This is a genomic window from Pseudobacteriovorax antillogorgiicola (genome assembly GCF_900177345.1).
Taxonomy (GTDB): Bacteria; Bdellovibrionota_B; Oligoflexia; order Oligoflexales; family Oligoflexaceae; genus Pseudobacteriovorax; species Pseudobacteriovorax antillogorgiicola.
Window position 1 is genome coordinate 1 of the sequence record NZ_FWZT01000022.1, and the last position, 20707, is coordinate 20707.

The following is a 20707-nucleotide window of genomic DNA, read 5'->3' on the forward strand; positions in this document are numbered from 1 at the left end:
GTGACAAACTTCGGGCTTAAGGTATGCAGACTATCCCAATCGATATCATTTACCCAGGGCTGCTTGACGAAGTTTACCAGCAGGTCTCTCACCATCTTTGGATAGGAAAACAGCTGGGTGTAGGCTGGATCAAAAGGGGTTGGCTGTGAATCGCTATCATCTTGTTTTGACATACCGTCTCCGCAACTCTTAGGAAAAGACCTAAGTTAATGTTATCAAGGACTAAATGCTAGAATAAAAACTTTGGTGATAGTAGTAATCACATCATTCTGGATGGGAGAGATAGTGGCAGCGGCCACCAAACTTAGTCAGTTCTCCTCTGGGAGATAAAGCGAATAGGTCTTCTGCCATCATTCAATCGGTTCCAGCTTACGCTAGAATCTGCCACCGTGATGAAAACTAAAGAATTGATTTTCATACTTTGGAAAAAAACTAGGCTAGATGTTAGTAGCCATCGACCACAAAGACTTTGAAAAGTGCCCAAGAGGCTGCCACACCAAACATCAATCCGAAACAGATAACTCGCCATGCAAAACATGTAAGAACTTTATGCGATCCCCGCGTTTTATAGGACTTATGGATTGGTGATAGCATGAGCGACTCCTTTTCTAATTCAACTCTCTCCTTTGCTTTCGACTTGGGTACTCAAGGTACCCAACGCCGTGTCACTGTTTATCTTGCAAGACTGATGCCTCGCAGTGTGGAACACATCTATCTACCCGCTCAAGGTTAAAATCTGTACTTACATATTGAGCAATTTCATATAAATATCCTTTCCATAGAAAGGATTTCCTTGGCAATAGCGAAGGCGACGCACGCAACAAGCAATAGCACTTGCCACTTGTTCATCTATTCTCACAATGCTGACCTATCTGGAATCAACTCTGTTACAGATATACTACTGGAGACCAGAGCAGTGAATGAAAAATGATTCAGTTGGTTCATCCATACGAGCAAACATTACGCCTACGGCAAACACCAACTGATAGTCTCAAGGCATGGGAAAATATTTCCTAGTAAAGTCATGATAGGATCAAGAGGGCGACTTCGGAGTTAGAATGTCAGCTAGCACCCCAGAAAAATGTACGATCCTACGAATACTTACTTTTTGGACCATACTTGGGTTCACCTCACACTCCTATGGCCAAATGCAAGAACCAACATTTCATATCCACAGTGAGCAGTTCAATCTCGTTCAGAAAAACGAATATATGCTCGGTGCTTCCAAAGTCAAATACAGCGATTCAGAGCTTATCAATTTTCTAAAACAAGATGCATTTAAGCTGATTCAAGAGTATTCAAATCCTCCTCGACGCTACATCTACTCAGCCTATATCATCCGCAACCACACTTCAAAGTTTCAAAAAGGGTTTCTGAAGTGGCGTGGTTTTATGAGCGAGACCGCTGCCTTTCGAGTAGATGGCGACCAGCTGAGCCCACTAGAAAAGTATCCAGGCTACGATATTTTTTGGCAAAACTTTCCTCCCGGCGATACAACCATAGTCTTCTACCGCCTTATGGATGGGCACCTTAGTGGAGTTGTCGGAACCACTAAACTTCAGGACTTTCGTACTGTTGTTTCTGAAACGGAATCACAAGCCAACTATATGTCTGGCATGATCGGAATTGTAGCAATCATGATTCTATATAATCTGGGGATGTTTCTGTTCTTTAGAAAGACCTACTTTCTCTATTACGTACTCTATTGTTTTTTAGGTATCCTGAGTTTTGCTCATTTAGTGGGCCCCCTCACATGGTCAGCTTGGAAAATTTCTGGCTTGATCAACATGGCATTGATTTTTCTGCTTCTCTTTTGTCGAGGCTTGCTTGAAATCAAGGCAAGCAAGGACCCATGGATGACAAGAGCGATTCAATGCGCAGTGATCCTCAATATTTTAGCCTCGTTCTACTCATATCAAAGCAACGACATGTATGGAATATTCGTCGCAGCCCCACTTACCATCTTAGTGTGTTTAACGGCTAGTCTATTGAAGGCTCTACAGGGTGTTCGCAATGCCTATTTCCTTTCCCTAGGCTGGTCGATTTTCTTCGCATCAGCAATCTTATCAATTCTAAGCCCTCACATCGGATTATACGCTACCTGGGCTTCATACTCATCCTTGTTTGGGTTTGCTCTAGAGATCGTTTTCTTTTCATTTGCACTTGGAGACAAGGTTCGGCAATCTGAGCGCCGGGTAGTTAAGGAGAAGCTTCATGCCTTCGCCCAACTTTCCAAAGTGTTTTACCCTCATCAGATCGAGCAGATAAGGCAAGGCAAAAGCCTAGAAGATACAATGCCTATAGGAACAGCTGATGCGTGCGTTCTCTGCTTTGACGTGATCGATAGTTCGAATCTCACAATCGCTCATAAAGAACAGTTTCTTCAAGAATCCATCAAGGCCTGTACTGGTATTCTTGATGATGGTTATTCCTATAGCAAAGGTACGCTAATTGCGAATGCGTATCGCATCAAGGAGATGGGCGACGGTTTTCTGTGTTCCGTAGGATTCCCCTTTCGTGCCCTTCCAAACCGCTCAGTAGCTGAACAAGCTATCGATCTAGCCGAGAGATTCATACAGATTTTTGAAGAGTTTGCTAGATGTCGAGGTCTTTCTGAAGACGTTTTTTGCTCCGTAAGTGTGGTCATGGATAAGATTGAAGGACGATTCCCCATTACAGGAGTTAAAGAGTACGACGTTTATGGGAGAGGAGTTGTAACAGCGACACGATATGAAAAGATAAGAAAAGATATCCTAGACTACCACCCTTGTCACATCATTAGTGTACAGAACAAGGTCTACGATCAGCTATCGAAGGAATGCCAGATGCGGTTCGAAGAAATTAATTTAGATTCTATCTCATATAAAATACGCGGTGACGTATTTGCCAGGCGTGTCTATATCGGTAAACGATATCCAAAGGAAATTTCCAAAAGCCATGTTGGATGACTAAGCTCTTCCATCTATTCTATTCGTGGTATATAACACTCATCGACGCGTTAAACTTTCCTGGGTTTTTTATGAATGTATCTGCTTCAAAAACAATTATTCAACTGGCACTTTTACCCTTCCTTATTTCAAGCTGTACCACTCCGAAACCTAAACTATTTTCACCCGCAAAGTTTTTCAAAATTTCAGAAGCTTATGTTGCTAATATAGATTGGGCAGCGGTACAAGGTGATAATGGCAGACCCACTTGCATTTACCACCTCGTCGATATGGACGTTGATGGGAACGGAAACGTCACCGATGCAAAACTAATCCAAAGCTCAAGCTCACGAGAACCTGAGACTCTTCGGATCAAAACCATCACCGCCTCTAAAATGTGGAAGTTTGAGCCAGCAGTGACGGAGCGTAAAGCAAGGGTCGGATTCTTCTTTCGAAAAGGAGCGAAAACACAACACTTTTTTGCAAACCCTGACTACCCGATAGAAAACAACCCCCGTGATGATGATGATTGGGCTGTCGAAAATAAGCAGCACGCAAAGCCTATCAGGAGAATCGCTCCTCAAATGCCAAGGCAAGCTAGAATGAGAGGCCTAACAGGATTCACCGTCCTTAGGTTTGATGTGACCAAGGAGGGTACTACCGAAAACATTAAAGTCACACAATCCTTTCCTCCTGGGGTATTCGATAGAAGCGCCATCAGAGCCATCGCAAAATGGTCGTACGAGAAAAATAAGGCGTCTACTCAAACCATTCGTTTGGATTATCTATTAGAAGGCGGGTCATCTTGCATCTTTTAAGAGTGGCAGGATCGTAGCCGTGTAGCGGGGCTAAGTTTAGCTTGGAAACTAATCAGCCCAGGATCAATCCCGGGCGTTACCAATAAAAAGCTATTCGTTAAAGCCCGAGTCTTTGCCCTCTTTGACAAGCAGCGATCTCTTCGCCATCGGTCAAGCTACCTGCTGCGCATCTGAATTGCGCTCGTGACCACCCTTGTCCCGCAGGGCAACCACACGCATCACGGCCAGTGCTAGCATTGTTGTTTAAGGAAAGTCGTTGTCCTTTTTGACAAGCAGCAATCTCTTCACCATCGGTGATGCTTCCCGCGACACACCGATACTGGGCTCGCGACCAACCCTGCCCAGCAGGACAACCACAGGCATCACGGCCAGTGTTAGCATTGTTGTTTAAGGAAAGTCGTTGTCCTTTTTGACAAGCAGCGATCTCTTCGCCATCTGTAATGCTTCCTGCAACACAACGAAACTGGGCTCGCGACCAACCCTGCCCAGCAGGACAACCACAGGCATCGCGAGCATTTGGTGCCAATTGAGCATTAATCTTACCACAAGCTCCAATCGTGCTACCGTTGCAGTTTGCTTTGTACATTAAATTGCCAGCATTCGTCGCACAGGTCCAGATCGATACCTTATCGTTATCAATGTAAACGCTCTGAGGCCCAGTAAACCAGTTGAGTCCCACAAAATCGTTGCAGTTTTTATTAATCAAGAATGGATCGTTGCCACCGTTATTTTTAAGCCTCTGCGCAGCAGCGTTATCAAAGGTTGTATATGTATTACCTGTTTCACTTTGAACTGATATCTCCATATCAAACTCGCTTGGCACTTCAACAACACTCTCTTCCTCGACTCCAGTCATCACCACCTCCCATTCACTGTCATTATCAATGGAAGTTTCAGGCTCGTGCACAGGGCTAGGCACATCGTTTGTCACCGTAGTCTCAGTAAAATCAACTTCTGACGTCGCATTTCCTGATGATTTTGGCAGTTCTACTGATTCAGAAGCACATCCTAAAGCAGCTAATATGCTGGCAAGAACCAACAAAGTAGATCGTAATTCGTTCATCTCATGTTCCCTTAAGTTTTCAAATTTTCAGTCGTGGAGGGAGCCATTGCATGCTAGGTGCCAATCATCAGCACCCCTTTCGATTCAGGGACTTAAGACCTAAGTGCACATTTTTTAAACCTCAGGATGTGACTTTAACGGTCTCTAGTTTTCGTATTTTACAAGAGAAAACAGCGACTCATAGTAGCGATGCTCACATAAATATGATTTTTTAGCTCTGTCCAATGTCCAAACACCTTTTCTCCGTTGGGTCAGTGTGTGAGACACCAAAAAACCTGCTCTAAGTGCCTAAGATAGCACATCTGTTCCCCCACTTTCGGATACAAAAGAACTGTTTTCCACAAAGGATAGGAATGCTATAGGGGAGCCCTGAATCGGAAAGCGAGGAAAGCCATGACCGAAACAACATGCCCATGTGGCAGCGAATTAAACTACTCCCAATGCTGCGGCCCATTCATCGAGGGTCAATCCAAGGCCCCAACTCCCGAAGCCTTGATGCGCTCGCGGTACACCGCCTTCACCTTAGCAAAGAACGATTATTTACAGCTCACTTGGCACCCTGATACACGCCCTGATGAGTTGGATGACGAACCTAGCGATTGGATTGGTCTTGAGATCGTCTCATCAGAAACCAAGGAAGACTCTGGCCAAGTTGAGTTTATCGCGCGATTGATTCACGATGGTAAACTTGAGACCCTGCATGAGATCAGTGAATTTGAGCTTATGGGTGATCAATGGGTCTATGTGGAAGGGGAGTTTGTCAACGATGGCAATCATATCAAAAAGATCGCAAAGAATGAGCCTTGCCCCTGCTTGAGTGGCAAGAAGTTCAAGCGCTGCCATGGGGCTTCTTAGCAACTCCTAGAAAAAGAAAAGGCCACCCTCGGGAGAGGGGGCCTCATACATGGTGCCTCATGGGATGACTAGCTTCACACCAAGAAAACTAGTTACACTTTCTCCAAACCAATGCGTGGTAAGCAGCGAACTGCCCATCCTTAGAGTCGACAGTGATCAATCCAGAATTGCTGCGAGCTTTGCGGTTATTCACGTTGATTGACGTGTTAACATTCAAAGCACGTTTCTTATCACAAGGGGCCCACATCAGAGCATCCACTGGAATCACATCACGGAAGTGGTAGTCTTCATCAGCGAAACCTTTTACAGTATCAGCGCGTGTGATGTTAGCAGCTTCCCCTTGGAAGTAGTAGTTGGCTGACTGACGAGCTTCCACATCGTCATCCAGGAACATATAACCACGATAGTCGAATGTTGCCAGTGCAAACGTCCATCCATCAGGATAGTCAAGATCCATAGTTACTTGACAGTTTTTACGGCTGTCGCGAAGTGAGATTCCAGGGCCAGCTTCGGCGATGAAAGAATCGAAAAGGAGTGTGAACGCCTTTTTATCATCAGAGATGGTGTTAGCGATGGTCCCGATTGGGCAACCTGAGCCATTGTAAGTCATGTCTTTAATGGTAAGGTCTGCTGGAGCCAAAGGAAACTGACCGTCATAGTCAGGTCTGAAAGCCCAATCAGGAATAGATGGCTCAGAAGGGCCATCTACACACCGACGCCAAACGAGGCCGTACTTTTGGGTGAATTCACCATCAATGGAGTCGACTGTAATGAATCCTTCCCCGCCCGCGTTTTCTTCATTGTTCACACGAATTTGAGTCTGCAGATTCAGTGGGCGTCGTGCACCACTACAACCTGGAGACCAAACAACAGAATCGATACCTAGTTCATCACGAAAGTGATAGTCTTCATCAGCGAAGCCTGTGATTTGAGATTGGAACTCAACGCCTTCACTCTCTGATTGGAAGTAATAAGCAGCTTTTGCAGTTGCTTCTACTTGGTCATCTAAGAATACATAGCCGCGATAGTCGAAGCTCACGAGACTATAAGTCCAACCCTCTGGAAAATCGAGATCGATTGTAAGGTTACAGTTACGACGAGAATCGCCAGGAAAGCTACCATCATAGATTTCAGCGAAATACTCGCTAAAAGTCATCGTGAAGGCTTTCTTATCGTCAGAAATATTCTTTTGAATAGTACCAAGCGGACAACCGGTACCTGCAGCGTTGATCGACTTAACTTGCACATACTCAGGAACTTCAGCTTCTGTTGCCATAGATTGATGACTGGCGATCAAAGCCATCATTGCAACTGCCGGTTTTGCAAAATAGATTGCCTTCATGTCTTTTCCTTTCTCCTCAATGGTTTTGTATACCTGCCAGGCATCATGCAGGCCAAATGCCAAAACTGGAGTTTCAAGATCAAGGTGTTCTGTAAGCAAAAAATGGATTCGCTTATTCCCTGTTTTGCTTAAGTTTTGGTGATCTGGGAACGCAAACGACGGGCTTTGAAAGCAAGGAATAGCAAAGGAAAGCAGGAGTGCGGCGAAGGAAAGATACTCTAAGATGAGATCTTAGGGCATCTTTCCGAAGGGTACAAATTACTGAAAGAGTTCAAAAAGTCTACGTGTCATCGGGTCAAGTGAGCCATCAATGATTTTCTGACGAAGCTCATGAACCTGTGGCTGAGCCTCGGCAAAGCATGCAAGACACGCCAGCAGAAGTGATTGTTGAACCGTTGCTCCCTGGCTCTGGAAGCCATGCATCATGGTCTTAAATTTTGGATCAGCGGACTTCGCTTGTTCTTGCTTGGGGCCAAGCCGATTGATTCCAGACTTCACACGTTCGACCGCATCTTTCAAGCCGAGTTGGCTCAATTCAGCAGCTGGGATAGGCTTCCCTATATAATAGTCTTGGGCGCCCCAGTGAACAGGAAACTCAAAGCGCTTCTGTTCATCATTGGTTTCTGGCAAAGCGCCAGCAAAGCGAACAGGAACAATTGGCAGTCCTGTCGACTTAGCAAGATCGATAAAAATCGAACTGACCGCCTTTACAGGGTCATTAGCAACTACACTGCGAGTGCCATCCACATGACAAAGCAAAGACATACTATAATCCTGCTGATCTTTCTTATACTCCTCCAGGCACGAGAAGATCGATAGGTGATGATCTCGTTGGAAGAAGTACATTCCTATGGGAGAAAGACCACCAAAGACCTCGGCTCTGAGATCCTGCAAGCCACCGTATATCGACTTTTGGTGTTCCGACTTAGCAATAGCTCGCACAGGATTGCCCTGTAGAGTCTTGACCATAGTCATAAACAGCAGGGATTCGATGCCTACTTGATGGTTGGCTAGATAAAGAACTGGCTTACCATGCAAGGCTGCGAGCGCAGCCGGATCTTCCAAGTGAACCTGCCCTACAAACTGATAGGCCAAAGCCGTAAACACATCGTAGACGGTTTGCAGGCGCGCATCATCTTGGCCCTTCAACTGATCATAGATCAGATCGAACTTAATTCGACCGTCCTGGCCGTTAAGCGGGGTATGATTCACTGCAAGAGCTTTTCCTTGGGGCTTCATGGTCATAGCAAGCCTCGGCGCTTCGTAGATTTTCTTGCCCTCAACCCAAAGCCTGCCAATGCCGGTCATCACTGTCTGCGCTGCAGATTCATTCACCTCAGTCAGTTCGAAGTCTACAGTCATCTGCTTGATATGAGGCGCGACTTGGCCGCGATAGTGCCACTCTATCTCTTCACCAGAGGACACGGGCTCAAAGAATACCTCTTCGCCTTTGGCAAACGTTTGAGCCATGTATACCTGCATGAGCTGGATCATAGCCTCCACTCCAAGTGAGCCCGGCTGAACAGGATCTTGAAAAAAATGGGATTTGAAGAACCAATCTGACGGTGCGACATCCTTCTCTGCTCTGATGTAGCCTCGACCTTCAGCACCTCCATGAGGATCTAAGCGGGTCACTCGATCGATCATAAGAAGCTTACCATCTGCGATTCCTGTAATATCCTCTTTCATGTTTATTTCAGTATTGTTGGGAAGAGCCAACTGCTTGCCATCAGTGGCAATAGGCAAACCCTTCTGATTGACCATGGCGTCTTCAGGAAAGAAGCCAAAGGCCGTGTCCAAATCGTAAACTAGTTCGCCTCCCACATGACACTGAACCTGAAACTTCACAATAATGATATTGCTCATCTTGCTCACAGCGGTGAGTTCGGACGTGGTCACAAGACTACTATCTTCTGGCTTGATAGGCCTTAGGGCCTTGGCCTTGCCATCCAAATTACGGAATAGCAGCTCACGCCCCTTAACCCCTGGCAGTCCAGAGTAGGTAGCTAGCCAACCACAGGGTTGGAGAGCAATCTCCATCAGCACCGCATAAGGCATCACTCCATGTGGGTTGTCATCGAAGTACCACGGTCGATCGTGAAAGTCATAGGCTGCCTTCACCTTCGCCCCTGCTCGTTGCCCCAGATAATCACCATTTACTTCTAAAATACGGGTCATAAAATGATAGGGAGGAGATGGTAGCCTCGCCGTTCGTAAACCCACTTCAAAGGGAAAGTCTGGACCAAAGGCTTTTTGGGGATGGCCCCAAGCACAGTTGATCAGGGACTGGTAGTCAAATTTAAAGTCCCCTACCATCGCTACAGGTCGCCCGTCGCCGACTCCTTTATCATCAAAGTCTCGGATGGTGGTCAGAGGATAGTCTGGCACCAATCGCAGTCCAAGCCGTTCACACAAGAAAGCCTTGCGGCCATCGACAGTACATAAGACGTGCGCAAATAGGGTTGGAACTTGACCATCCCAATAGAATTCGTCGATAAACAGTTCGTAGCTTAACTCCTTAGAGTCTGGCGTTACCTGTCCTCGGCACTTGAAGAGATATTTCGTCTCTGTAGCAGGTTCAAACCGCCATCCGTCCCGTCTAAGGGTTACTCCTGTTGCTGCCATATAGATAGCCATAGCTTCTAGGCAGCCCTCTGCCATAAGAGTTCCAGGCATGCACGGATCGTTCTTAAAATGCCCATCGAAATACCAGTGATCGGGGTCGATGGCAGTTTTTGCCAAAACGTAACCGCGGCCTTTGGGGCCACCAGAAAAATCTAGCTCCTGCACCTGATCGATAAACTGCAACGGGCCGTCAGAAATTTTCGGTGTGCGAGTGTGCGTAGCTGCGTATGCAAACTCGTTTCCAAAGCAACGATCAATTTGCCCCTCTCTAAAGCTTAAAATATCCGCTTGCGAAAGAGCTGTTTTCTTGCTGACCGTATCGGGATATTCTAGACGGGGTTGATCCGTATAAGCACCTGTTTCAGGTTTCCAAAGAACACCGTCAGACGCTGCTAGCTCGTTTTTCGAGAAGAAACCTGCTTGACCACTACGCACCGAGATGCGTAATTCGCCATTGATGTAGCAATCATAGTGGAAAAAGAATAGCCTCACATCACCATGCTTAGCATGACCATCCACGTGAATCTGATAAGACAAGGTTTCACCTGGCTTGGGCAGCTCACCATGAAATTCTAGTTCACAGCCCAAGAGCCGGTATGCTCGTTCCCCTTGACAATGGAAGTCGATGCCTAGCCATGAAATCAAAAGAAGATCGGCCTGCCCAGACTCAATGAAGATACCAGCAGGCATACGGCCATTAACAAGATACCAAGAGTCGTCAAAAACATCAGTTTCCGTCCAGATAATACCTTTACCCATACTCTTAGCATCACCATCAATCCCTAATACCCGATCACAAAGTAGCAGCGGAGGCTCAGGCATTCTTACTTGAATAGGATATGCATCCTGTCCCACAAACTCAGGGCCGAAGCGATCCGAAATCTTACCTCCCGCTAGAATTTTGAGATCATCGCGACTAAACTTTGGCCCCGGTCGCGTCGATCGAGGCTTAACTGCTGACAAAGCCTTGGTTTTCCGACTCTCTACAATGTGAGCCTTAGTACTGATCACACGATCATCGTCATTGTGTTCTAGTCTCAGTGGCTTTTTACCTAGGCTAAGGGTTGGAGCTTTGGCAAGACGGCGACTTTCTGCTGGATCTGGCGTTCGTTCCATCAAACATCCTTGTTGTTTTGGGGTAAAAGGTTCGGGGTCTGCAAGACGTAGGGGAAAACTCATTTTGGGATACGTAGCTTGATCTAGCTCCGGAGCTTGCATATCTTTCAGCCAGTCCCAAGATACATCGTGACCGCTGGTCCATAGAGCAGCCGCTACCTTGATCATCCCTTCAAGTCCCTGGCTATCGGGGCTATCATAAGCAACAGCAGTATAGACTTTATCCCCTAAGATAGAACGGATCGACTCACTAAGACTCTGCCGCGGACCATGTTCTACGAAAATCCGAAAGCCATCGTCCCACATGGCCTCAATGATCTTGGGAAAATCGATGGTCTGAAAGGCTTGACCCGTGAGTGCATCAGCCACCGTTTCTGAGCTGGGCTGATAGACTCCATCCAGGTAATTGCTATAGACTTTAAGCCCCCCGGTGGGGGCTTGGGTTGGTCTAGTATGAATCCTTCGCCAATCACCTTCGAAGTCTTTAACAGCGTTGCAGTGCACTGCCAGGTCATGGCCGAGATCGTTGTAGCGCCCCTTCGGAAGCTGTTTTAGAACCCGCTGAAGCTCCTCACGATGGCCACATATAACGAGGTCATTCGGACTATTGATGATACTAATGTAAACTCTTTCAGTGCCTTCAAGAAGACTCTTCACCTTGCTTACAGGTGCCAGGACTCGATAGTTTTCCCAGGGCACAGCATCGTCCGGGCCAAGCCCCCAAGCTTTACGAACCGCATCAAACGACCCCGCCATGTGAGTTTGGTAGAGGCCGCTGGCAGCAACATCATCGAGTAGGCCAGCCATATCATTCCAGATACCATGGGCAAACATGCTATTGGTTTCTCCAGAAGACAAGCCAGCAATGCCATCCACTTCAATCTTCAGATACTTCCTACTGGCTAGGCCATGAATCTGACAAAGAAAGGACGATCCCACCAACTGATTGTAGGGTAACCGACTCTCCTCGGATTCGCCCTGATACACCCAGGACAGATAGCGCTCAGCTTGAGGCAAGACTTGCTCAAAATCTTGAAGAAGTTGCGGACAATCGAGCAAAAGTTTGCGCCCCATCATTGGGTACGATGAGGCAGCCCCCGTATAAAGACTAGCGACCTTGCCCGGAACAGCTTTAGGGCTATAGTAAATGCCCTTGAGAGAAATCCCTTTATCCCGCGGCGTTTTGATAAGTATGCTGGCGCGTTTCTTAAGTGTTGCCAGTTCTTCCGAGCGTCCCCAAAGCACCAATCGATGGCCAGTACGATCGGACGTGCGCCCTCCTTCCAGGTCATCGATGAGTTGCTCTGCTGTTGAGGCGCCAAATCGCCAAACCTTGAGATCAGTTTTTTGTGGCACCACAGCATTGCTATGTCGATGAAATTCGAATCCGTATTTCTGGTCCCAAAGGCTAGCATAAGCGAGAACTCTATCCTTGGCCCCATCAAGAGCTGGAATGATCATTCCTTCTGAGTTTTCCATATGGCCCTGCTGGACTTCTTGCAACTGCACAGCAAGGTCTAACAGCAAGCTTGACACGTGGCTATACCCTAATGAATCTAGTGCAAGGCTGCATGAGGACTGATTCCCTTGACTAGAACTGACAGCAATAGTTCCTAGAATCTGATCTCCATCCTGTTCCGCTTGCTCGCGACTTTTGAGAATCAAAGCAACCGCCGCATCTGCTCCCTCTGGCTTGTTCAGTACTGTAGCATTTGCTGCTTGATTCACGGGTTCGAGGCAGAGATCGACCGCACCAACGAGAGCAGTACTTAACTCACCTCGCCCTATTGCACCTAAAGCTAGCTCTAAGGCCGCTAGGCCCGAACCATCCTCTTGTGATACCGCAAAGCTCATTCCCCTGGCATCCAATGCACTTGAGATGCGATTGGCAACCACGTTGGGCATGGTACCAAGTACATGACTCGCTTCTAGCTGCGGAGCAACTGTGTCTAATGTAATTTCGTCATCACCTAACGCCTCTCGAAGCGCCGCTTCTAAGCGTGCCCTCAGACCGTAGCGGCAAATTTCAGGATCAGCTCCCATTCCAATCAGAATACCAAGACCCTCATTAGGAAGACCTGTTTCTTGTGCCAGCCTTTGAGCTAGCTCCACCATGATCAGCTGCTGACCAAGTGAGGCCTTAAGATCGTGAGGCGGGAAACCAGTCTTGCGAATATCGATATGAGCTTCGAACTCCGTCGGCTCATCGCTAAGGCTGGCATTTCGCAAGCCTTGATAGAATGCAACTGCGTCCTTAGCATTGTGAGTCTTAATCTCGATGCCCGTCACGCACACCTCAGCAGCTGGGGCTAGCTCTAGACTCGGCGGCACAAACTGCGCTGCGTCACGCCACTCTTCGAGTAGAAGATGAGCGTTATTGCCACCAAAGCCGAAGGCATTGACAGCTGCCACCCGAGGCTTGTCGCTCGACCAAGTTTGGTTTTCTTCCGGCACCGAAAACTGCGAGGCCGTGATATGATCGGCTAGTGGATAAGCGTGAGGCGTCGTAGGAATGGTTTGATGCTTCATACTAGCCAGGGCTTTTATTAGACCTGCCACACCGGAGGCAGTAATTGAGTGGCCTAAGTTGGCTTTGAGGGAACTGATCGGCAGGGCCTTATCAAAGACAGCTGCCATACTTTTAACTTCGGCACTATCACCACGCAGAGTTCCCGTGGCGTGACATTCCACGTAAGAGACAAGGTCTGGACTTAAGCCTGATTGAAGATAAGCCTGCTTCATCGCTTGCACCTGGCCATCGGATGACGGCGACAGCAAACCACCTCGTCGGCCATCATTCGCGAGACCAAGACCACGGATCACTCCAAGTATAGAGTCGCCATCAGCAATGGCATCGTCCAAGCGTTTCAGGGCAACAAACGCAGCTCCTTCCGCTGGAATCAGGCCATCTGCATCGCGATGAAAGGGCCGGCTTTGGCCTGTCTTACTCATGGCGCTCAGAGCACAAAAGCCGACATGGATAAATAGCGGATCAGTGCAATTCACCGCCCCAGCAAGAGCCATATCAAGCCGTCTTTCCTGTAGCTGCTCACAGGCAAGCCTGATGGCATAGAGCCCCGAGGCGCAGGCGGCGTCCAGGGCAAAGCTTCGGCCTTCAATTCCTAGGGCCTGAGCCACATAGGCAGCTGAACCGCCAGACATGAAGCGGTTTCGAAAGTCTGTCGTTTCACCCTGACTCACGCCCATTTGCTCCAACCACACCTCACTGGCCACTTTAGCCATGGATGCGCTCGGATAGGACAAATTACCCATGATCAAGCCAGTTTTTTTAGGATCATCGGGACAGCTTATCCCTTCAAGAGCTTGCAAAGCCGCATAGGCACTCCATTGGACCAATGAATCGAGCATTCGCAGGGAAGGCATTTTTTGCAGCAAACCCTTTAACTGCTTTTCAGCACTAAAGCCGTGAATATAGCCACCACGGGACACCCAGCTTTTGTTTTTCTCGTAGCGACCTTGAGTTTCACTCAGAGCCTGGTCCATAGGAATACGCCAGTGATTTTCAGGAGGCTCGGATAGAACCGTTCGTCCTTCGGCGACGATATCCCATAGTTGCTCAGGGTTACTAGCGCCTGGAAGAAGGCAGCCTTGGCCAACGACGGCAATGGGTTCAAAATATGTCATGGAATAGCAGCTCCTTAGTATCCAGTAGGTACAGCATGAATGGACAAACCTGTGATCCGTGCCAAAGTTCGCCCTTGGTCATCTTCATAGTCAATATCCCATTGACTCTTCAGCTTCGTCTGGTGGCGCAAGGTGAGATAGCATGTCACATCTTCGCCAAATTTTGGTGACTCGAAAACTTGCACAGCCTCGATGTCCGTGGGTAGCGAGTCCATGGAGGTTTTATCTTTAAACCACGTAACGGCCAACTGTAGACCGCCATCTAAAACTGCACAATTGGTATTCCAAGCCCGATCTTGGCCATCTAAACTCGCTGACGCAGCCAAAGTTCCTTGGCAACCCTCTGAACTAGCATGATCGAGCCGCCGGATGACCTGAAAATCATGACCATGGAAGAGAGCATCGTCATAGGGCGATAGGTCACGGTGCCATGGGCAGGAGGAGCTTAAGACTGTTCGCTGGTGGGGTCTTTCTGTTTTCTGCCGCAAGCGTGCGCCAAAGCAAAGCTTGCCTTGATGGAAGGCCTGGATCTGGTCATTTTCAATGCGTACCTGAATCCATTCTCCCAACTCGAAATCGTCGATGATGATGCCTTTATAAACCTTAATCTGATGCAGCTCTCCCTGCTTTGCAAAGGATTCTGTTAACCGTGAAATCCACTCCACAAGAAGAACCACGGGCACCACTACCCGCCCCTTGACCTGGTGGCTTTTTAGGTAGGGGTGCTGGGCCTCTGAAACTAAGATTGAATAATCTAAAGGGCCTGTTTCTGCCCTTGCCAACTCCATGGCGCTCCCAACCACGATCTCCACCTGCCCATCGCCATTTTGAAGTTGGTTGACAAAGATCTTTGCTCCTTCGTCAAGAGGGATCACTGAGATTCCTTGGGCAGCAAAATGCTTTTTCAACGAGTCAGTAACCATACCTCCATCCCATGGTCCCCAACCCAAGGACTTGACCACAAGATTTGGTCGCCGCCCTTGCAGATCCTGACAAATCTTATTGAGTCGTTCATTGGCCATAGCGTAGTCCGCTTGCCCTAAATTGCCCACACGGCCAGCAACCGAGGAAAATACACAAAGGTGAGTTAAGCTACTTTCGAGGCCCGCTGCCAAGAGATTCTCTAAGCCCAAAACCTTTGTTTTGTAAACCCACTTAAAGTCATCATCGCTCTTGTCTTTGATCAGCTTATCCGCAAGAACTCCTGCACCATGAACCAACCCTTTAATGGGTCCCCAACTAGATTGGATCTGATTGATGATCTCTTTGATATCATCTTGATTAGTAACATCCACAGGATAGTAAGCAACTTGAGACCCTGCATCCTCCATAGCCTTGAGGTTCGCCTTGACCTCTCGTTCCCGCAGGACCTTGTCCACCAGATTTTTGATGGCTGGCACCTGGGGAGACTCTCCAGCATCCTTCGCTTCCTGGAACAAGGCTGTCATCAAGTCCTTTTGTGTCCTACAAGGCTGCCAGCGGTCTTGGTCTACGTTCAGAGGCGATCGCCCCAGAATCGCAATTTTTAACGGCTTAGTTTCTGCCAATGCCTGGATGCAAGACGCGGTAACTCCTCTCGCTCCTCCACTAACAAGAACCACGTCGTGATCATTTAGTGGCTGCCAGCTCTTGTTGAAGCTAGTCACATCGAAGCTTGTGATGTCGACTAGATAACGCTGACCATTCCGGTACGCAATATCGATATCATGCCCACCATAGATCAACTCCTCGAAAAGTTGCTTTGCAAAGGACTTGGAATCCTCGGTCGCATCTAAGTTAACCCCCTTGCAGATGAGCTGTGGCAGCTCCTTAGCCATAGTCTTGGCTAAAGGTATAGCACCGGTAGCTCCTTGGTATTGATTGATGCCAAGGCCCTCCTCTGGAATAAAACCATGGCCTTGAGCCACCATATAGATACCACTGGTATCCTGACAATTACGGGCGATGACGCGAGCATGCTGAAATAGGGAGAAGGCTTGATCAGATTTTGCAAAAAGAGCACTAAGATCAACCAGCGACTGTTCGTGACCTGTAAGCTTTTTGACGACCTTTGCATGGAGATGATGGTTTTGAAGAAGACGAGCTAGTTCTGCCGCCACCCCTCGGCCATCATCCAAGATCATGATCGGCAGAACTTCAGTAGGAATTGCTTTTTGAAAGCCAGGCAAAGGAACCCTTTGGCTCCTAAGCTGAAACTGTTGAACCGTAGGGTTCCCTATGACTAGTGGAGCACTGCTGCTGGTTCGACTTTTTTTTTAGCTCCATCCTGAGCTGAGAACTGCACAATCTCTTCGAGAGTATTAAGCTGGGCAAGAGCATTGCTATCTTGACTCTCTAGCTGAGGGTATTTCTCTTGCAGTGCAGATAGAATCTCCACTCGTTTGATCGAGTCGATTCCTAGGCCAGATTCCAGCTCCATACTCATATCGAGCATTTCAGTGGGGTAGCCAGTTTTATCTGAAACAATCGCTAGGAGATCGCTAACAAAGCCATCAGAAGATGTTTCTGCACTCGCAATCGCTGGGCTATGACCATTGCTTTCAATAGCCGCAGTCTTCAAAGTCCCACGACTAGCCCCAGCACGACCCGGTTCTCTCGCAGTGTCAGACTTCATAGCGAAATCAATGATATCCTGCATCGTCTCTAAAGCTGACATGGCTGCTGGATCTTCATCTGCAAGTTGCGGATAGCTATCTTGTAGAGCTGAAAGGATTTCAACTCGTTTAATCGAGTCGATCCCTAGGCCAGACTCCAACTCCATATCAAGGGAGAGCATATCTTCTGGGTAGCCGGTTTTTTCAGAGACAACTGCTAACAGGTCTTTGACAAAAGACTCCTGCTGTGCCGCAGTTGTGCCATTGGCTCCTTGACTTGGAGCAGCAGCAACGGGAGACTCTTGCACAGGTTGGGGCTCTACAGCCTTGATCGGTTTTTCGGGTTGAGTATTCTGTTGCCTTGGCACCGGTTCAGGCTGCGATGTTTCTTGGCCGCTGACTTTTTCCCGAGACATGGGCAAGACGTGAGCCGGCTGTCGCTCGGCAAGAAGAGTTGCTTCTCCGCCTCCCATCTGTGCCTGCACGAGGAACTTAAAGCTGCCTGTTAGCTGCGACATGTACTCTACATGTGCGTTCTTCATAGAATCCTGGAATCGCTCATGGGCGTCCGTCATCTTATTCTGCATGTCCTCAAACATGGTCATGATTCGATCGCTTCCTTGTTGCATACCTTCACCTCCTGTAGGGCTAACTATCGATGGTTCGTGAACGAGAGAGACACTGGCACCGTTGAGGCTCTTTTCATGAGCCTGATCAATGTTCTTATTTTCCACAACTGGTTTCTTGTTCTGGGGCTGCGTCTTGAGCGCTTTGAGGGCGGCACCCCATTGGGTTTCGGATGATTTAGAGCCTTTCTGAACAACAGGCTGCGTCTCTATACTTGGCTCATGTCTTGTCTGAGGCGGCGCAACTGCAGGGGCCTCGGCCTCTAGTTTCGGTCTCGGAATCTCGCTTAAATCCTGTGGTGGATAAAGACGCCCCACATTGCTACCGCGCACGGGAAGAGTGGCCGCTGAGTGCTTTTCAGGTTCAGAAACCTGATATGCTGACCATAGTTCTTCAAAATTCACCTCAATACCCAAAGTGGCTAGTTGGCCCAATGCTTGCCAGAAACTCTGGGTTCCAGGCCGTCCCTTGCGATCCGTTGTAATGATATGGATGTCTTCGGGAAGCGAATGCCGAACCAAACCACTTAGAACTTGCGAGGGACCTACCTCGACGAAAATCCGCGCTCCGGCATCATACATCTCCAATAGCTGGTCGTAGAATAGCACTGGCTTGGCAAGCTGATTGGCCAGAATTTGCTTAATTTTCTGGGTTTCCTTAGGAAAACGCTTGCCTAAGGTATTTGAGTAGACTTTAGACTTAGGCGATTTAAACCGAAATTGACTTAAAAAATCTTTAAATGGTTCTGCTGCATCAGCAACAATCTCGGAGTGAAACCCAGTAGCAACTGGCAGCCTTGTGAAAAACACTCCTTCTTGTTTAAGATGTTTTTCAGTAGCCTCGATAGATTCGTTTGAACCCGCTATAACTACCTGCTTTGGACTGTTGACATTGGCTATCACAGCTCCTGTCTGCCACCGATCTAGTAGTTGCTGACACCGCTCACCATCAAGCCTCACAGCCGACATTGCACCAGGCCTCTCTGCGGCTTGCTTCATCAGGCGCCCACGTTCCATGGAGATGCGAACAAAGTCCTTCTTCTTCAGAACTCCACCAGCATAAAGAGCCGTCAGCTCACCATAGGAATGACCTGCGAAATGATCTGCTGTAACTCCGAGAGTCTTTAGAATCTCTAACATTCCTAAACTCACTAAACCAATGGCCGGCTGAGCCACTGAGGTATCTTTCAAGGCCAGCTCTTGAGCCTTTCGCTCCTCGTCACTAAAGACTGGTTTAGGAAAGACTCGCTCATCGATGTAAGCACCCTCATCGCCAATCAATGTACGCGCTACGTCCCAAACATGAAGGGCTTCCTCAAACTCACAGGCGAGATCGTTACCCATATTGAGATATTGACTACCCTGCCCTGGAAACACAAATGCCACATCGCCTTTGACTTTGCCTTCGCCAATGAAGACGTCGTCCAAGGAGCCAAAATCTTTCGTCTTGAGAGCATCTTTTAAAGCGCTTAGCTTCGCTCCGTAGTTATCGGTATCAGCCAAAAACCCAATACGGACCTGATGACTACTATCAAAACTCAGTTGGGATTGCTTCCCGTAGTAAGCGATTGAACTTCGTTCCAAGGTGGTAGGCCAGGTAGCAAGCACATCTTCAATATCGGAGATACTACTGCCTGATAGTAAAAAGAGTTCCTGTAAGGAATGATGGATGCGGAGCGCTTTATGCTTGCCTTGATACTCTTCCACCGTCATATGAAAGTTACTCCCACCAAAACCGAATGAGCTTACACCGGCTCGACGGGCTTGATCAGGGTGACTAACCCAGGGGCGTTTTTCTGTATTGAGATAGAATGGACTTTCTTCAATATTCATCTTTGGATTTGGTTTGTCCACCTTAATCGTGGGGGGAAGCACCTTGTGGTGCAGGGCTTGAACTACCTTAATGAGAGACGCTGCACCAGCGGCTGCCTTGGTATGGCCAATCTGCGATTTCACAGATCCTAGCGCACACCACGATCGGTCGTTAGACTCGTCATCAGCGAAGGCTATTCTTAAACCACCGAACTCCGCAGCATCCCCCGCATGGGTCGCCGTGCCATGAGCTTCAATCAGCCCCACATCACGAGTCGTATAGCCAGACATCTCATAGGCCCGAACTAAGGCTTTGCTTTGGCCTTCTGAAACCGGCGCGTAGACGCTCTTGGACTTTCCGTCCGATGATGTCCCATAACCCTTGATTACCGCAAGAACCGTATCGCCGTCACGCTCAGCATCGGCGAGTCGCCTCAGAGCGACCATACCCACGCCCTCGCCGAGCATCGTGCCATCCGCTTTATCGGAAAACGGCCTGCAATCTCCGGACTTAGAGAGCGCCGGAGTTTTAGTAAAACACATGTACATCAGAATATCATTAAAGGCGTCAGCGCCCCCCGTGATCACCATGTCGGAATGTTTTAACTCAAGTTCTTGGATCGCCATGGTGATAGCCGCTAGACTACTGGCGCAGGCAGCATCTACCACGCAGTTGGTGCCACCAAGATCAAGGCGATTGGCAATTCTCCCTGCCACCACATTGCCAAGCAGACCAGGAAAGGTGCTCTCGGTCCATTCCGGGTAGTGATTCTCAATGCTCTGGGCGATGGTTTGAACCTGAGGCTCTGCAAGGCCTGCCTCTCTCAAAGACTTTATCCAAATGGGCTTCTGCAACTTACTGCTCATTTGCCCTACAAGCTCCGTCGCAGCAGCAACCCCGAGGATAACGCTGGTGCGATCCCGCCCTAGGGAGCCTTTCTTTAAACTCGTCACACGATTCAAAATCGATCTAGCGACGATAAGCGACAGCAACTGCACAGAGTCTGTGGCACTTAATAGCTTCGGTGGCAAGCCGAAAGCAATGGGGTCGAAGGGAGTATCGTCAACGAATCCCCCTCTTGTGGCCCATGTTTTTAATTCCTGGCTGGGTCCGTCATGGTAGTAATCTTCTTTGAGCCAATGACTTTGCGGAATGGGACCCAGCAAATCTTGGCCCTCTAGAATCTGTTGCCAAAATCGATCGCCATTTTCTGAACCTGGATAAATTGCATCAGTGCCTATCACTGCAATATCGCAGGATTGGGGTCGTTCTTTGCTCATCAA

The 20707-nt window shown here is 48.2% G+C and carries 9 protein-coding genes; 3 read left to right on the forward strand and 6 right to left on the reverse strand.

Annotated elements, in window-relative coordinates:
* Positions 1 to 444: 444 nt before the first annotated feature.
* Positions 445 to 594 (reverse strand): hypothetical protein, encoded by a 150-nt coding sequence (locus B9N89_RS31535; protein ID WP_159455591.1) that lies wholly within the window; start codon positions 592 to 594, stop codon positions 445 to 447.
* Positions 595 to 1058: 464 nt separating this feature from the next.
* Here B9N89_RS31535 and B9N89_RS23490 point away from each other — a divergent pair, with 464 nt between their 5' ends.
* Positions 1059 to 2948 carry a 7TM diverse intracellular signaling domain-containing protein gene (locus B9N89_RS23490; protein WP_132323287.1) on the forward strand — a complete coding sequence of 630 codons (1890 nt, stop codon included), beginning with the start codon at positions 1059 to 1061 and terminating at the stop codon, positions 2946 to 2948.
* Positions 2949 to 3019: 71 nt separating this feature from the next.
* The gene (locus B9N89_RS23495) at positions 3020 to 3745 is read left to right on the forward strand and encodes an energy transducer TonB (RefSeq protein ID WP_234996154.1); all 726 of its coding nucleotides are present in this window, start codon (positions 3020 to 3022) and stop codon (positions 3743 to 3745) included.
* Positions 3746 to 3842: 97 nt separating this feature from the next.
* Here the strand turns inward: B9N89_RS23495 and B9N89_RS23500 are convergent, their stop codons facing one another.
* Positions 3843 to 4808: a hypothetical protein gene (locus tag B9N89_RS23500; protein ID WP_132323291.1), complete on the reverse strand. Its 966-nt coding sequence runs from the start codon at positions 4806 to 4808 to the stop codon at positions 3843 to 3845.
* A 393-nt stretch (positions 4809 to 5201) separates the two neighbouring features.
* Here B9N89_RS23500 and B9N89_RS23505 point away from each other — a divergent pair, with 393 nt between their 5' ends.
* Positions 5202 to 5663, forward strand: coding sequence for a YchJ family protein (locus B9N89_RS23505; protein WP_132323293.1), 462 nt, complete (start codon positions 5202 to 5204; stop codon positions 5661 to 5663).
* A gap of 88 nt (positions 5664 to 5751) precedes the next feature.
* Here the strand turns inward: B9N89_RS23505 and B9N89_RS23510 are convergent, their stop codons facing one another.
* The 4 genes from B9N89_RS23510 to B9N89_RS23525 all read right to left on the reverse strand — a co-directional run bounded on the left by B9N89_RS23510 (position 5752) and on the right by B9N89_RS23525 (position 20704).
* Complete coding sequence (locus B9N89_RS23510; protein WP_132323295.1) at positions 5752 to 7104, reverse strand: DUF4360 domain-containing protein; 1353 nt, start codon at positions 7102 to 7104, stop codon at positions 5752 to 5754.
* A 159-nt stretch (positions 7105 to 7263) separates the two neighbouring features.
* Positions 7264 to 14391, reverse strand: a complete 7128-nt coding sequence (locus B9N89_RS23515; RefSeq protein ID WP_132323297.1) for a beta-ketoacyl synthase N-terminal-like domain-containing protein — start codon at positions 14389 to 14391, stop codon at positions 7264 to 7266.
* A 14-nt stretch (positions 14392 to 14405) separates the two neighbouring features.
* Entirely contained in the window at positions 14406 to 16559 is a 2154-nt protein-coding gene (locus B9N89_RS23520; protein WP_132323299.1) for an SDR family NAD(P)-dependent oxidoreductase, read from the reverse strand.
* A gap of 53 nt (positions 16560 to 16612) precedes the next feature.
* Positions 16613 to 20704: a type I polyketide synthase gene (locus tag B9N89_RS23525; protein WP_132323301.1), complete on the reverse strand. Its 4092-nt coding sequence runs from the start codon at positions 20702 to 20704 to the stop codon at positions 16613 to 16615.
* Positions 20705 to 20707: the final 3 nt, after the last annotated feature.